This window comes from Thermomonas sp. HDW16, assembly GCF_011302915.1.
In the GTDB taxonomy this organism is placed as follows: Bacteria; Pseudomonadota; Gammaproteobacteria; order Xanthomonadales; family Xanthomonadaceae; genus Thermomonas.
Genome location: NZ_CP049872.1, coordinates 254,592 through 269,713, shown reverse-complemented (window position 1 = coordinate 269,713; position 15,122 = coordinate 254,592). Strand labels below are relative to the sequence as shown.

General features: G+C 67.4%; 13 protein-coding genes. 5 read left to right on the top strand and 8 right to left on the bottom strand.

From position 1 onward, the window contains the following. Window positions 1–36: 36 nt before the first annotated feature. Complete coding sequence (gene cls / locus G7079_RS01160) at window positions 37–1,476, bottom strand: cardiolipin synthase (protein WP_166054766.1); 1,440 nt, start codon at window positions 1,474–1,476, stop codon at window positions 37–39. Window positions 1,477–1,544: 68 nt separating this feature from the next. Here cls and G7079_RS01155 point away from each other — a divergent pair, with 68 nt between their 5' ends. Beyond that, on the top strand, window positions 1,545–2,651 hold the full coding sequence (locus tag G7079_RS01155; protein WP_166054764.1) for a PA0069 family radical SAM protein: 1,107 nt from the start codon (window positions 1,545–1,547) through the stop codon (window positions 2,649–2,651). A gap of 7 nt (window positions 2,652–2,658) precedes the next feature. Here G7079_RS01155 and G7079_RS01150 read toward each other — a convergent pair whose 3' ends face one another. Then, complete coding sequence (locus G7079_RS01150) at window positions 2,659–3,522, bottom strand: pirin family protein (protein ID WP_166054762.1); 864 nt, start codon at window positions 3,520–3,522, stop codon at window positions 2,659–2,661. A gap of 17 nt (window positions 3,523–3,539) precedes the next feature. Then, entirely contained in the window at window positions 3,540–5,354 is a 1,815-nt protein-coding gene (locus G7079_RS01145; protein WP_166054759.1) for an SLC13 family permease, read from the bottom strand. Window positions 5,355–5,479: 125 nt separating this feature from the next. Between G7079_RS01145 and G7079_RS01140 the strand changes: the two genes are divergently transcribed. Both G7079_RS01140 and G7079_RS01135 read left to right on the top strand, forming a co-directional pair. Further along, the gene (locus G7079_RS01140) at window positions 5,480–6,673 is read left to right on the top strand and encodes a PAS domain S-box protein (protein WP_166054757.1); all 1,194 of its coding nucleotides are present in this window, start codon (window positions 5,480–5,482) and stop codon (window positions 6,671–6,673) included. Further along, complete coding sequence (locus G7079_RS01135; RefSeq protein ID WP_166054755.1) at window positions 6,670–7,107, top strand: response regulator; 438 nt, start codon at window positions 6,670–6,672, stop codon at window positions 7,105–7,107. Before G7079_RS01140 ends, G7079_RS01135 begins: the two co-directional genes overlap by 4 nt. Window positions 7,108–7,114: 7 nt before the next feature. On the opposite strand, the gene G7079_RS01130 is transcribed toward G7079_RS01135, so the two are convergent. Then, a complete protein-coding gene (locus tag G7079_RS01130; protein WP_166054752.1) occupies window positions 7,115–8,146 on the bottom strand; it encodes a class 1 fructose-bisphosphatase in 1,032 nt (343 codons plus the stop codon). Between the two features lie 67 nt (window positions 8,147–8,213). Here G7079_RS01130 and G7079_RS01125 point away from each other — a divergent pair, with 67 nt between their 5' ends. After that, complete coding sequence (locus G7079_RS01125; RefSeq protein WP_166054750.1) at window positions 8,214–8,747, top strand: hypothetical protein; 534 nt, start codon at window positions 8,214–8,216, stop codon at window positions 8,745–8,747. A 6-nt stretch (window positions 8,748–8,753) separates the two neighbouring features. Here G7079_RS01125 and G7079_RS01120 read toward each other — a convergent pair whose 3' ends face one another. From G7079_RS01120 to G7079_RS01110, 3 genes are read right to left on the bottom strand one after another with little or no spacing between them, the layout of a single operon-like run. After that, window positions 8,754–10,334, bottom strand: coding sequence for a TIGR00341 family protein (locus tag G7079_RS01120; RefSeq protein ID WP_166054748.1), 1,581 nt, complete (start codon window positions 10,332–10,334; stop codon window positions 8,754–8,756). A gap of 43 nt (window positions 10,335–10,377) precedes the next feature. Then, window positions 10,378–11,019 (bottom strand): response regulator transcription factor, encoded by a 642-nt coding sequence (locus G7079_RS01115; RefSeq protein WP_166054746.1) that lies wholly within the window; start codon window positions 11,017–11,019, stop codon window positions 10,378–10,380. After that, window positions 11,016–12,110, bottom strand: coding sequence for a sensor histidine kinase (locus G7079_RS01110; RefSeq protein WP_240906299.1), 1,095 nt, complete (start codon window positions 12,108–12,110; stop codon window positions 11,016–11,018). Before G7079_RS01110 ends, G7079_RS01115 begins: the two co-directional genes overlap by 4 nt. A 154-nt stretch (window positions 12,111–12,264) precedes the next feature. Between G7079_RS01110 and G7079_RS01105 the strand changes: the two genes are divergently transcribed. Then, complete coding sequence (locus tag G7079_RS01105; protein ID WP_166054741.1) at window positions 12,265–12,978, top strand: hypothetical protein; 714 nt, start codon at window positions 12,265–12,267, stop codon at window positions 12,976–12,978. 7 nt (window positions 12,979–12,985) lie between these two features. Here G7079_RS01105 and G7079_RS01100 read toward each other — a convergent pair whose 3' ends face one another. Continuing rightward, on the bottom strand, window positions 12,986–15,115 hold the full coding sequence (locus G7079_RS01100) for a TonB-dependent receptor (RefSeq protein ID WP_206203227.1): 2,130 nt from the start codon (window positions 15,113–15,115) through the stop codon (window positions 12,986–12,988). Window positions 15,116–15,122 lie beyond the last annotated feature (7 nt).

Sequence of the window (15,122 nt, the reverse complement as noted above, 5' to 3'; positions counted from 1 at the left end):
GAAAGTGTACGCCGCTGGCAAGCGGCGAGGAATGCGTCAGAGCAAGGGCGACAGCAGCCGTGCGAACGCCTCCGGCAGGCGCGCGCGCCAGAAGGAGCGGTCGCGGTCGTCGCGAGCGCGCGGCGCGTTCGCGAATTCGCGCTCGATCAGTTTCGCGAGGTCGGCGGCCACGTCGGCATCGCGGAACAGCAGGCAGATCTCGAAATTGAGGCGGAAGCTGCGATGGTCGAAGTTGGCGCTGCCGATCAGGGCGAGATCGTCGTCGACCAGCAGGGCCTTGGTGTGCAGCATGCGCGGGCCATATTCGTAGACCTTGACCCCGGCCGCGAGCAGGGTATCGAAGTAGGAGCGGGCGGCGAAGGTGACCAACTTGCTGTCGCTCTGCTTGGGCACCAGCAGGCGCACGTCCAGGCCACCGAGCGCAGCGGAAGTCAGCGCCATCATCGCAGCCTCCCCGGGCACGAAGTACGGCGTGACCAGCCAGACCCGGCGCTTGGCCGCGTGGATCGCGCCCACATGCAGGCGGTGGATCGCCTCCCAGTCCGAATCCGGGCCGGAGGTGATGACCTGCGTCGGGATCGGCCCGCGCTCAGGTGGCGGCATCGCCCTGGCAACGTCGCCGATGAAATCGCGGTTGCCGGTGGCATACGCCCAGTCCTCGACGAAGACCAGCTGCAGCGCGCGCACGGCATCGCCATCCACCTGCACATGCAGGTCGCGGTAAGCGTCCGCGCGCAGGCGTTCGTTCTCCTCGTCGGTGATGTTGATGCCGCCGGCGAACCCGATGCGGCCATCGACCACCACGATCTTGCGGTGGGTACGCAGGTTCAACCACGGCCGCTTCCATACCTGGCCGAAACGCATCGGATGGAACCAGGCCAGTTCGCCGCCGGCGGCCAGCAATTCGGCGAAGAAGGCGTCATTGCATTTGGAGCTTCCGACCGCGTCCAGCAGCAGTCGCACCTTCACGCCTGCGCGCGCTCGCTCGATCAAGGCATCGCGCAGCGCAGTACCGCTGCGATCCGGCGTGTAGATGTAGTACTCGAGATGCACGTGGTGGCGCGCGGTGCGGATCGCCGCGATCAAGGCATCGTAGGTGGCCGCGCCATCGACCAGCAGTTCGACGCGCGTCGCCGTGGTCGGCGGCAGGCCGGTGGTCGCCTGTCCAAGCAAGGCCAGCTCCACCGCGTCGTCGCCGCCTACCGGCATCTCGCCCTTCATCCCGACCCGCGTGCGTGCGCGGCGCAGGCGGTGGCGGCGGATCTTCTGCGGGCCGAACACGTGGTAGATCAGGAAGCCGATGTAGGGCAGGGCGGCCAGGCTGACCAGCCAGCTGATCGTCGCCGCCGGCTCGCGTTTCTGCAGCACGATGTAGATGCCCAGCCCCAGCAGGTACGCCAACCAGCCCAGGCCCAGGTATAGGCCGATGTACGGAATCGCCCACAGGGCTTCCCAGAGCTGCAGCAACGGGTGCATTCGGTCTCCATTGGACGGGCGTTGTCGCGCGCGTTGCGACCACGACAGGGTAGGGTGCCGCGATGGAAATGTCGCGTGACGAACCACCCGTAGATGCGCGCAAGGCCGAGCGGCCGACCAAGGGCCGCGGTGCGGCTTCGCGCGTGGCCGGACGTTTCGAGAAGCGCGAATTCCGCGGCGAGGACGATGGCTGGGGTTCGGTTTACGAAGACCTGGCCGAGGCGCCGAAACCGCGGACCACGGTCAGCATCGAACGCGCGCGCAGCATCATCAGCCGCAACCAGTCGCCGGATATCGGCTTCAGCCAATCGGTCAATCCGTATCGCGGTTGCGAACATGGCTGCGTGTATTGCTTCGCGCGGCCGTCGCACGCCTATCTCGATCTTTCGCCCGGCCTCGATTTCGAGACGAAGCTGTTCGCGAAGACCAATGCCGCCGAGTTGCTGCGCGCTGAGCTGGCGAAGCCCGGTTACGTGCCGGCACCGATCGCACTCGGCATCAATACCGATGGCTGGCAGCCGATCGAACGCGACCACGGCATCAGTCGCGCCTGCCTTGAAGTGTTGCTGGAAACGAAGCATCCGCTCAGCATCGTGACCAAGGGCAGCGCGATCACCCGCGACATCGATCTGTTGGCGCAATTGGCACAACACGGGTTGGTCAGTGCGTTCGTGTCGGTGACCACGCTGGACAACGTGTTGTCATCGAAACTGGAACCGCGCGCCGCCGCGCCGCATACGCGGTTGAAGATGATCGCGGCCTTGCGTGATGCGGGCGTACCGGTTGGTGTGCTGGTCGCACCGGTGATCCCGATGATCACCGACAAGCACCTGGAACATATCCTCGAAGCCGCATTCGAGGCCGGTGCGCGCGCGGCTGGCTATGTGCTGCTCCGCTTGCCGCATGAATTGAAGGAAGTCTGGCGCGAATGGCTGCGCCTGCACTATCCCGAGCGCGCCGAACACGTGATGAGCCTGATCCGGCAGATGCGCGGCGGCAAGGATTACGACAGCGCGTTCGGTAGCCGCATGCGCGGTCAGGGGCCGTTCGCCGAGCTGATCGCGATGCGTTTCGGCAAGACTCGCAACCGGCTCGGTTTCGGGTCGTTGCCGCCATTGCGCACGGATATGTTCGTGGCGCCACGCAAGATCACCCCACAGGGTGAATTGTTCTGAAATGCGCTCAGCGATCCGGTAGCGGAATCCGTTCCTGATCGTCCTCGGGAATCAGGCCGAACGCGCCGCTGTCCCAATCGGCCTTGGCCTGTTCGATGCGTTCCTTCGAGGACGACACGAAGTTCCACCACAGGTGGCGCGGGCCGTCCAGCGGTTCACCGCCGAACAGCATCGCCTTCAGCGGCGTTTTCGCGCGCAGCACATGGCGCGCGCCTCGATCCAGCACCAGCAGGTGTTTCTCCGGGATATCGCTGCCGTCCAGTTGCGCCTCGCCTTCCAGCACGTACAGCGCGCGTTCCTCGGCTTCGGCTTCGATCACGAGTTCGGCATCGGGCGCAAGATCGACCGCCACGTTGAACGTATCGGCGAACACCTTCACCGGCGATTCCATGCCGAAACCGCGTCCGGCGATCACCCGCAGTTGCGCGCCGGCGTGGTCGCGCGCGGGTAGCGTCGATGCCGGGTGGTGGTGGAAGGATGGCGCGGTTTCCTCGTCGGACTTCGGCAGCGCCACCCAGGTCTGCATGCCGTGGATGGCGAAGCCATGCGCGCGCGGCTCGGGCGGGGTGCGTTCCGAATGGGCGATGCCGCGGCCGGCGGTCATCCAGTTGACGTCGCCGGGCAGGATGTCCTGCAGGCTGCCCAGGGTGTCGCGATGCCGCATCGCCCCCGCCCATAGATAGGTCACCGTGGCCAGGCCGATATGCGGATGCGGGCGGACATCGATGCCGCGGCCGGGTTCGAACAACGCCGGGCCCATGTGGTCGACGAACACGAACGGGCCGACGCTGCGCGCCTGCAGGCTGGGTACGGCGCGCCGCACCTGGAAACCGCCGAGATCGTGGACGCGTGGGCTGACCAAGATCGTCATCGCAAACTCCTTTCAGTTCATCCGAAATGCGGCAGCAGCGGGCCGCCCAGCCACAGCCAGCGCGCCATCCACGCGCTGACCAGGGCGATCAGCACGGTCAATGGCAGGCCGACGCGCAGGAAGTCGCCGAAGCGGTATTGACCGGGGCCGAGGATCAGCAGGTTGCCGTGGTGGCCGATCGGGGTCAGGAAGGCGACCACGGCACCCAGCGCGGTGCACACCACGAACGGAGTGGGCGGCAAGTCGAGCAGCTGGGCCAGCGCGATCGCGATCGGCCCGAGCAGGGCGGTGGTGGCGGCATCGCTCATGATCTGGGTGAGCAGCGCGGCCACCGAGAACATCACCAGCAGCATCGCCAGCACCGGCCAGCCGGCGATCACGTGCGACATGCCTTGCGCCAGCAGGTCGGCGGTGCCGGTCTGCTCCATCGCGATGCCAAGCGGAATGACGCCGGCGATCATCACGAAGATGCGCACGTCGATCTCGCGATACGCCTGGTTGATGTCCACGCAGCGGGTGACGACCATCGCCACCGCGCCGAGCAGGAAGGCCAGTGGCGCCGGCAGCCATTCGGTGGCGGCGGCGAGGATGGTGGCGCCCAGGATCGCCAGCGCCAGCGGCGCGCGCAGGCGGCGCTTGGCCTCGCCGGCGAACGGCGCCAGCAGCAGGAAGCCGTGGTGGGTGGCCAGTTCGGCGAAACGGTTGGAGCGGCCCCACAGCACCAGCAGGTCGCCTTCGCGCAGGCGGGCATCGGACAGGCGTTCGGCCACCGGGCCGGTGCGTCGCCACAGGCCCACGATCACCGCATGGAACTGCTTGGAGAAATCCAGTTCGCGAATGGTGCGGCCGAGGAATTCCGAGCCGGGCGCCACCACCGTCTGCACCAGCTGCAGCTTGCCCTCGCCGTCCAGACTGTCGCCATAGCGGGCGATGGCGTTGAGATCCAGGCCCGGATCGTCGTGCAGCGACATCAGTTCGTCGGCACCGGCCTCGACCAGCAGGATGTCGCCGGCCAGCAGTGGACTGGCCGGAGTCAGGTCGTCGCGGCGCTGGCCGTCGCGCAGCCAGCCGTGCACGGAGACCGACTTGCCCATCGCCTTCTGCATGTCGGCCAGGGTGCGCGTGGCCCATTGCCCGCCTGGCACCACCAGCAGCTCGGTGCGGTAGCGGCCGAGGCGCAGGTAATCGTCATCGCCGCCCTCGCCGCTGCGCTTGGGCAGGATCCAGCGGGTCAGCAGCATGTACACGGTGCCGACCACCACCAGCGCGATGCCGATCGGGGTGATCGAGAAGATGCCCAGGCCTTCCGTGCCGGCGCGTTTCAGCTGGTCGTTGGCCAGCAGGAAGGCGGGTGCGCTGACCAGGGTCAAGGTGGTACCCAGTGAGGCCGCCAGCGACATCGGCATCAACAAACGCGATGCGGGCATCTGGCGGTCGCGCGCATGCCGCAGCAACAGCGGCAGCATCATCGCAGTGACCATCACGTGGTGGGTGAAGGCGGCCAGCAGCGCCACCACTGGCATCACCACCGCGATCGTGCGCCATTCGCTGCCGCCGCCGGCGCGGCCGATCCAGGCGCCGATATGCTCGCTGACCCCGGTGGCGGCCAGGCCGCCGGAGATCACGAACACCGCGGCGACGATGATCGCCGGTTCGCTGGCGAAGCCGGACAGCGCCTGCTTGCTGTCCAGCACGCCGGTCAGCACCAATGCCAGCAGGATCAGCATGGCGGTGACGTCGACCCGCAGCTTCTCGGTGATGAACAGGTACAGGCCGCCGATCAGGATCAGGCCGAAGGCGAGTTGCGAGAACAGGAGTGGATTGGTGACCATGTCCCCGCATTGTGCCCGCTCACGTGTATAGGTGTGGACACATGCATGCGCGGATGAATACGACGATGTGCACATGCGCTTGACGGCGCGAATGTTTAGATTGCGTCAACGAGGACGAGCAGCCGATGCCCCCGCACCAGGCCGACGACCAAGACGAAGCGCGTTTCCGCCTGGCCATGGCCTCGGCAGGGATCGGCATGGCCATCGTGTCGCTGGAAGGGCGATTCGTCGACGTCAACCCGGCCTTGTGCCGAATGTTGGGTCGCGACGGAAACGAGCTTGTCGGCCTGCTGGTGCACGACATCAGCCATCCAGTCGACCTGCCATTGAGCGAGCAATTGCGCCGGGACCTGATGTCGGGGGCACAGCCTTCGGTGGATGCGGAGAAACGCTACCTGCATCGCGATGGGCATGCGATCGACGTGCTGTTGAACGCCGCACTGATGCGCGATGCGACGGGCGCACCGCGCTATTTCATCTCCCAGTTCCGGGACGTGACCGCACAGCGCACGGCGGAACGTGAGTTGCGCGATCTCAACGAGCATCTTGAAGAACGGGTGCGCGAACGTACCGCCGCGCTGGAAGCGGCGCAACGACGACTGGAAGTCTTCGCGCACGGGGTCTCGCATGACCTGCGCGCACCGTTACGGACGATCGACGGTTTCGCCATGCAACTGGAACGGAATGCCGGGGATGCGTTGGATGCGCCGGGCCGCGAACAGCTGGCGCGCATCCGCAGCGCGAGTGCGCGCATGGGTTCGCTGATCGAAAGCTTGCTGGAACTGGCGCGGATCGGTCGCGCGCAATTGCGGCCGGGACCGGTGGATGTCAGCCTGCTGGCGGAATGGGCGGCCGCCGAGCTGCACGACATGCAGCCGGATCGAGCGACGCGAATCCATGTTCAGCCAGGGCTGGAAGTGATCGGCGACGAGCGCTTGCTGAAGATCCTGCTCACGCAATTGCTGCGCAATGCCTGGCAGTTCTCCGCCAGTCGCGAAATCGTGGCGGTGGAGGTCGAGGGTGTGCGCGACGACCATGGCCTGCATTTCGTGGTTCGTGACCATGGCATCGGTTTCGACATGGCGTATGCCGGCAAACTGTTCGAACCGTTCCAACGCTTGCACAGCGGCGAACAGGGCGCGGGCGATGGCATTGGCCTGACCATCGCCCAGCAGATCGTCGGCCGGCATCACGGCGGGATCCGCGCGGAGGCGGTGCCGGATGCCGGTGCGAGCTTCCACGTGGAACTGCGCGACCTGCCGCGTGCGGGCGATGGAACACAACCAGACGATGGCGCGATGGGGGCGCGGGCGGCATGAACGAGAAGATCGGCTTCAGCAAGGAACTCCTGCTGGTCGAGGACAACCCGGACGATGCGGAGCTGACCCGCATCGCCTTCGCCGATACCGGTGCCGACTACCGGTTGCGGGTGGTCAGTGATGGTGCCGAAGCGGTGGCTTTCCTGCAGGCCTGCACGCCCGATGAACTGCCGGCGCTGGTGCTGTTGGACCTCAACCTGCCCAAGCTCGATGGCCGCGAAGTGCTGCAGGCCATTCGCGCCGCGCCTGCCACCAGCACCCTGCCGGTGGTGGTGCTGACCACCAGCGCCGAGCCCTTCGATGTCGACAAGGTGTACGCACTCGGCGCCAACAGCTACATCCAGAAGCCGGTCGAGTACGAACGCTTTGTCGAGGTGGTGCGGCAGATCGGCCTGTACTGGCTGGCGCTGAACCAGCCGCCAACCACGCCCTGAGTCTGGCTCAGGGCGCGTCGTGTTCGGCGTGGTAGCGCACCGCGGTTTCGACTTCCGCCTTGCTGCCCATGAACACCGGCACCCGCATATGCAGGCCGGTGGGCTGTACGTCCAGCATGCGCATGCGGCCGGTGCTGGCCGCGCCGCCGGCCTGTTCGACCAGCAGGCTCATCGGGTTGGCTTCGTACATCAGCCGCAGCTTGCCGCCCTTGGGGGCGCACTTGCTGTCCAGCGGATAGCTGAAGATGCCGCCGCGGGTGAGGATGCGGTGCACGTCGGCGACCATGCTGGCCACCCAGCGCATGTTGAAGTCCTTGCCGCGCGGGCCTTCCTTGCCGGCCAGCATGTCGCCGACATAGGCCTGCATCGGCGCTTCCCAGAAACGCTGGTTGGACACGTTGACCGCGAATTCCCTAGTTTCTTCCGGAATCTTCATGCCACGCGTGGTCAGCACGAATGAACCGACTTCGCGGTCCAGGGTGAAGGCATGGGTGCCGTGGCCCACGGTCAGCACCAGCATCGTGCTGGGCCCGTAGGTGCAGTAACCGGCCGCGACCTGGGCGCTGCCGGGCTGCAGGAAATGTTCGTCGCCCGGATTGGTCACGCCGTCCGGGCAACGCAGCACCGAGAAGATGGTGCCGACCGAGATGTTGACGTCGATGTTGGAGCTGCCGTCCAGGGGATCGAACAGCAACAGGTAGTTGCCGCGCGGGTATTTGTCCGGGATCGGGTGCGAGGTATCCATCTCCTCCGAGGCCAACCCGGCCAGGTGGCCGCCCCAGGCATTGGCTTCCATCAGGATTTCGTTGCTGAGCACGTCAAGCTTCTTCTGCGCCTCGCCCTGCACGTTGATGCTGGCCTCGCCGGCGCTCAGCGCATCGCCGAGCACGCCGCCCAGCGCGCCCTTGCCGACCGCGATCGAGATGCGCTTGCAGGCACGGGCGACGACTTCGACCAGCAGGCGCAGGTCGGGATTGATGCGGCCGGCGCGCTGCTCCTCGATCAGGAAGCGGGTCAGCGAAATGGTCGTGGACGACATAAGCAGTCAGGCAGGCGGCGAAAGGAGGCGTTATTGTCGCCGAAGCCCGTCGCTCGAAGGAGAACCCATGTCGCGGATGTTGCCCATCCTGTTGTTCGCGGCGCTGCCGCTGTCCGCCTGCGCCCCGGCAAGCACGGCACCGGTGCCGGACGCCCCACCATCGACCGGTTCCGCCACGCCCACCCCCCCGGCACCCACTGCGGCCGCAGCCGCGACCCCTGCAGAAACAGCGAAAGCGCCGGAAGCCACCTCCTCCAGTGCCAGCCTGCGTGGCGCGATCCGCGACGGCAACCGACCACTACCCGCACTGCGCATCTGCGCGCATCCGCTGGATGGTGGCGCGCCCACCTGCATCGACTCGCCCGCTGGCGCAACCGAGTACCGCCTTGGCGTTGCGCCGGGCCGCTACTTCCTGATGGGTTGGGCGCAGGGCAGTGAACTGCAATTGATCGCGCATGCGACGCAGATCCGCTGCATCCGCGCGCCATGCCCGCCGGACGAATTGATCGAAGTCGAGGTCGCCGCCGGCGAAGACAAAGCCGGCATCGATTTGAGTGGCGGTTACGTGGACGTGCCCGAAGGCTGGCCCGCGAAACCCTGAGCCGGTTTACTGGGTGGGCAAAGCAAGCTGCAGGCGCGCTTCGCCGGTACGGCTGCGTTCGATATCGCCCAACGCGATCCCGCGCAACGACAGCGCCGAACGCAAGGCCGCCGTCCACGCTTCGGCTTGGGCGTCGTCGCGTGTGGACAGCTGGGCGTCCACCGCGCTCGCTCGCCAGCGCTGCAGCGCCCATGCTTGGGTGGCCAGCGTATTCGCGCTGGCGGCGTCCGGGCCGGGGGCATCGGCCGTGGTGGTGCCCAGCGCGATCGCAGGCAGCGCCTGCAATGGCGGGTACACCCGTAGTGTCGGCGCTCCTTGCTTGCGCGCGGCGTTGACTTCGGTCTCGATGCGCGCGGCACGCGCCAGCGACATATGCGTGTCCGGGGCCACCCACAGTTCCCAATAGCTGCCATCCGCACTGCGTTGCATGCGGCCGAGATAGGGCAGCAGGCTGGCTTGCAGGCCGGCGCGTTCATCGGCGATCGCGCGCTGTTGGGCGCCGCGCACGCTTTCCGCATCCTGCAGCGCGGTCACGCTGCGCCGCAGTTCGGCCAGCGTGCCCTGTTGCTGGGCGAAGCTGGCATCGTCCGCGGTCAGCACTTCCTGCACGCGCACCGTGACCGGCCGGCCCAGCTTCTCGCCGAGCAGCAGTTGCAGTTGCGCGTCGATCCCGGCGACGTGCTTCGGCATCAGCACCACCGCTTCCACCGCCACGCCATCGCCGCTGGAATCCACCCGCAGCCCGTTGACGCGCCCTGCGAATTCCTGCGCCTTCGCGTCCAGGGTCGAGCGCACGATGAGTTCGGTCTGCGATTGCAGCGCGATGCGCTTCAACGCCAGTCCCAGCGGGATCGACAGCAGCAGGAAGCTGACGATGATCAGGCCGGCCTGCCACGCGGTCTGCTTGGGGCTGTCGGAACCGCCGAAGCCGTACAGGCGGGCGACGATGGTGACCGACAACGCGATCGCCAGCAGGTTGGTCATGAACAGGAAGGCGGCACCGCCGGCGATGTTCCAGTTCAGCACCGCGATGCCGTAACCGACCACGGCCAGCGGCGGCATCAAGGCGGTGGCGATCGCCACGCCGACGATCGCCTCACCCTTGCGGGTGACCGTGGCGTAGGCACCGGCCAGGCCGGAGAACACCGCCACCAGCAGGTCGAAGAAGGTCGGTTCGGTGCGCGCCAGGATCTCGCTGGTGGCGGCCTTCAGCGGCGACATCCACACGATCAGGATCGAAATGGTCAGCGCCAGGCCGATGCCGACCAGCAAGGTGAGCAGGGACTCGCGGATGCTGCGCAAATCGAAGGTGGCCAGGCCCATGCCCAGGCCGATGATTGGCCCCATCAACGGGGAGATCAGCATCGCGCCGATGATCACCGCCGCCGAGTTCTGCAGCAGGCCCAGGGTGGCGATGCCGCAGGACATCACGATCATGAAGGCGTAGCGCGGCGCCAGGTGGCCGGCGTCGTGGACATGGTCGAGTACGTCCACGCGGTCGCAGGTTTCCACCAGTTGGTTCTGGCGCCACTGCCGTGCCCAGCGCCACAACGCGGGCAGCGAGGGAAAATCGAAGCGGGAGTTCATCGGCGCAGGATACCGGTGACGGTGTGCAGGCGCTCGCGCCGTCTTAGATGATCCGCAGGGTAATCGCCTTGAGCACCGCGCGGGTGCGGTCGCGGGTGCCCAGTTTGTCCAGGATCTCGGACACGTAGTTCTTCACCGTGCCTTCGGCCAGGAACAGGCTGCGCGCGATCTCCTTGTTGGAATAGCCGCCGGCGATCAGGCGCAGGATCGCCACTTCGCGCTTGCCGAAGGTGTCGCGCGGCGGTGCATCGTCGGCGTGATAGCGGTAGCGCGCGCGCACCGCATCGGTGCTGACCGGTTGCAGCAGGGTCTCGCCAGCGGCGACGCGGGCGATCGCCTCGCGCAGGTCCTCCGGCGCGGCATCCTTGAGCAGGAAGCCTTGCGCACCGGCTTCGCTGGCGCGCAGCAACAGATCGGCATCGTCGAAGGTGGTCAGCAGCAGCACCGGCGTGGCATCGCCGCGCGCGCGCAAGGCTTCCAGCGCGGCGATCCCGTCCATGCCCGGCATGCGGATGTCGCTGAGCACGATGTCGACCGGCGTGGCCTGCAGCGCATCGAGCAGGGCTTGCCCGTCGTCGGCCTCGAACACGATCTCGATGCCCTGTTGTTGCAGCAGCGCGCGCAAGCCGGCGCGCACCAGCGCCTGGTCGTCGGCCAGTGCGACGCGGATCGGCGCCTCGCTCATGCCGGCAGGCTCGCTTCGATACGCAGGCCACCGCGTGTGGCCTGCGAAACATGTAACCGCCCGTGCATGGCGACGATGCGTTCGCGCATGCCGGTCAGGCCATGGCCCTCGCGCAGCGGGAACTGCGCGCGGCCATCGTCTTCGATCTCCACCCGTAGCCGGCCGTGGTCGCGATGCAGGCGTACGGCGAGCAGCTTTGCCTGGCCGTGGCGGGCGGCATTGGTCAGCGCTTCCTGCACGGTGCGCAGCACGGTGTCCGCCAGCGCCGGGTCTTCAATCACCACGTCGTCATCGATCGACAGCTGCAGCGTCGGACGCGGATACGGTGCAGCCAGCACGCGCAAGGCGGTGTCGATGTCGAGTCCGTGCGGGTCGCGCAGCGCATGCACCACGCCGCGGATATCGCCCAGCAATTCGGCGGACAGTTGTTCGGCCAGTTGCAGCTGCGGCGATGGCGATGCCGCCTGCAGCGCGCGCAGGTTGAGGCGCAGCGCGGTGAGCTTGTGGCCGGCCACGTCATGCAGTTCGCGGGCGACCCGCAGGCGTTCGCCATCGCGCGCGCTGTCGGCCAGCAGGGCGCGGGTGGCCAGCAGGTCGGCATTGACCTGGGCCAGCCGGTCGCGCGCTTCTTCGGCGCTGCGTGCGTAATGCGAGGTGAGCGCGGCGAACAGCTGGAAGCCGCCGTAGCTCAGCATCAGCGCCAGATTGTTGTCGCCGCTCTCGTGGCCCAGCAGCAGATAGATCGCCACGTTGACGGCAAGCGCGAACGGCAGCACCACGCGCAGCGGATAGACCATCGCCATCTGCGCCACCAGCACCACCAGTAGCACCGGGGTGGTGCTGCGGTTGTCGGCCAGCCAGACCAAGGCCAGGGTGGTGGTGGCTTCGATCGCGAAACAGGCCACGCGCCAGGCCTTGTAGCGCTCGCAGATCGCACTGGCACCGAGGAAGGCGAGCAGCCAGGCAAGCAGCAGGACATCGTTGCGCCACGGCGGCATATCGCCCGGACGCACCACCATCGCCACCGCCAGCCAAGTGGCGATGCCGGCCAGGTTGAGCGGATGCAGCAGGCGGGCCAGGGTTTCGCGCATGCCGCCATGCTGCGGTGCATGGACGGCATCGGCAATGGCGCGGTCGCAGAAAGTGACTTCCGGCACCTCGCGGCGATGACCCGTGGCACCTGAGCTGGAATGGGTCGATATCGACACTGATCGCACCGCCACATCGGTGTCTTCGGAGCCTGCCATGACCGCCTATTCGTTGCTCGCCATCGCCCATGCTGGTTTCGGCACGCTCGCGTTGTTGACCTTCTGGACCGCCGGGTTGGTACGCAAGGGCAGCCCGCTGCATGTGCTCGCAGGCAAGTGGTATCTGTTGGCGATGGCGGCGCTGCTGGCATTCGCCTTGCCGATGAGCCTGATGATCGTGTTCGCCTACGGCAAGCCGGTAATCGGCGGCTTCCTGCTGTACCTGATCGCGATCACCGTCACCGGGGTGTGGCTGAGTTGGCGCGCGATCCGCGACAAGCGCGATTGGGCGCGCTACACCGGCCCGGTGTATCGCGCGCTGATGTGGCTGAACCTTGCGGCGGGCATCGGCATCGCGCTGGTCGGACTGTTCATCGCCCAGCAGATGCAGCTGATCATCGTGAGTTTTTCGCTGATCGGCATCCTCGGCTTCGTGCGCATGCGCCGCTTCGCCGCGCAGCCGCCGACCGAAACGCGCTGGTGGATGCGCCAGCATCTGAACGCGATGCTGGGCAATGGCGTGGCCACCCACATCGCCTTCCTGTCGATCGGCCTGCCGCGTTTGTTGCCGATGCTGCAGGGCCCGCTGTTCCAGAACATCGCCTGGCTGGCGCCGCTGGGCGTGGCTGTGCTGGCCGGTGCTTACCTCAGCCGCAAATACTTGAGCACGCCGGTGCGTGCACGCACGCAGACGGCAATGGCGCGTGGATGAGGAGGCGTTACTGCGCGGCCCAGTCCCAGCGCAGGCCCAGCTGTACGCTGCGGCTGGGACCGGGTTCGTAATAGCGGCCGTTGCCTTCGTTGACGATCACCGAGCCCACGTAGTTGCGATCAAACACGTTTTCGATGCGCAGGCTGGCGCGCAACGCACCGCGCGACAGGTTCCAGCGCCGCGCCGTTTCAAGGTGCAGCAGGCCGTAGCCGGCGGCTTGCTCGCTGGCGGTGTCGTTGACCGTGGTGGGGCTGCTGCCGACGCCTTCGGCCGCCAGCGTCCACTCGCCGGGCTGCCACTGCAAGCGCAGGAAGCCCTGCTGGCGCAGGGTGCCGGGAATGCGTGCGCCGGCGGCGACCGGGGTGCTCGGCACGGTGCAGCCGGCGCCGGTGCAGATCAGGAAACCGTCGCGAAAGCGCGCATCCAGCCAGGTGGCGGCCAGCTGCACGGTCCAGTCGGTGCCCAGTGGCAGCAAGCCGGACAATTCCGCGCCCTGCCGCCGCGCACGTCCGGCATTGCGATAGGTGCTGCGGCCGCCGACGTTGCTGGCCACTGCCAGTTCGTTGTCGGTATTGGCGCGAAACAGCGCGCCTTCGATGCTCGCGCCGCGCGTGTTGCGCCATTTCGCGCCCAGCTCCATGTTGCGGCTGTAGGCCGGCTTCAGGCCCAGCGCCAGACCAGCGCCGCCGTCGGCGCGGTAGGCCAGTTCGTTGAAGGTCGGGGTTTCAAAGCCGGTGCCATACGAGGCATGCAGGCGCAGCTGCTCGCTGGGGGCGAAGGTCAGGCCCGCCACCGGGGTGGTGCGTGAGTGGCGCACGTGGCCGCTGTCGTCGGGATTGCGGGCGGTGATGTAGGCATCGCGCGAGCGGAATTCGACACTGCTGTGGCGCAGGCCGGCCAGCAGCGACCAGCGCGGGGCAAAGCGCCACCAGGCCTGCGCATATTGGTCGTTGTTGCTGACCGTGTTGCGCTCGTCGCGACGCAGCGCACCGCGCACGCCCAGCGTGCTGCCCACGTAGTTCTGGTAGCCCAGCCGATGCTGGCGTTGGCGGTCGGCATTCGCGCCCAGGGTGAGTTCCAGTTCGCGGCCAGCCAGACTGCCATTCCAGGTCCAGCGCGCATCCACCCCGCCGTAGCGATTGCCGAGGTCGATCACCCCGCCGCCGCTGAGCGGGTTGGCCTGCGCGCCGATCGGCACCGACAGGTATTGCTCGACGTCGCGGTTGCCGCCGTAGCCCATCAGCCGCAGCGTGTTCGATTCGCCCAGCGCCTGCCGCCAGACCAGTCCCAGCTGGCGCTGGCTGACCGATTTGCGGGTGTTGTACTGCAGCGCCTGCGGCGTGGCCTGGTGCGGATCGGCGCGCAGCTGCGCCGCGTTCAGGCCCAGCGGGTCCTGCGCATCGGGCAGGTCCAGCGTGTTGATCATCAGGTCCAGTTCGCGGCCATCGCCCGGCCGCCAGCCGAACTTGCCGTTGAGCACGTCGCGATGCGCGCGGCTATGTTCGCGGTCGCCATCGGTGGCGAAGCGCGAGGCGGTCATCGCATAGGTGAAATCGGCCTTGCGCCCCAGCCAGCGCGCGTCCAGCAGCTGCAGGTCGTTGCTGCCGCCGGTGGCCGACAGGCGCAGCGAATCCGGCGCCTCGCCCTCCGCGCTGAACAGCTGCACCACGCCACCGGAGGAATTGCCGTACAGCGTGGAGAACGGCCCGCGCAGGATCTCCATGCGCTCGGCACCGGCCAGCGAGAAATGCGAAAGCTGGCCCTGCCCGTCCGGCATGGTGGCCGGGATGCCATCGGCCAGCAGGCGCAGTCCGCGCACGCCGAAGGTCGCACGGGCACCGAAGCCGCGGATCGACAGCTGGGTGTCCTGCGCCAGGTTGCGACGATCGCGCGCCAGCACGCCGGGCACGCTGGCCAGCTGCGCGGAGATGTCGCCGGCGCTGCGGGTGTCGTCGCCGTCCAGGACCAGGATGTCCAGCGAGGCCGGCAGCTCGAACGGATCGGCGCCCTGCACCCGCGCGGTGACTTCCACTTTCTGCAGGGTTTTGATCGGCTCGCCGGCTTGGGCGGGAATGGAGAGGCAGCAGGCAAGCGACAGCCAGAGCGAAGCGGTGCGGTGCGGCGGGCGTGTCGGCATCGCCGCA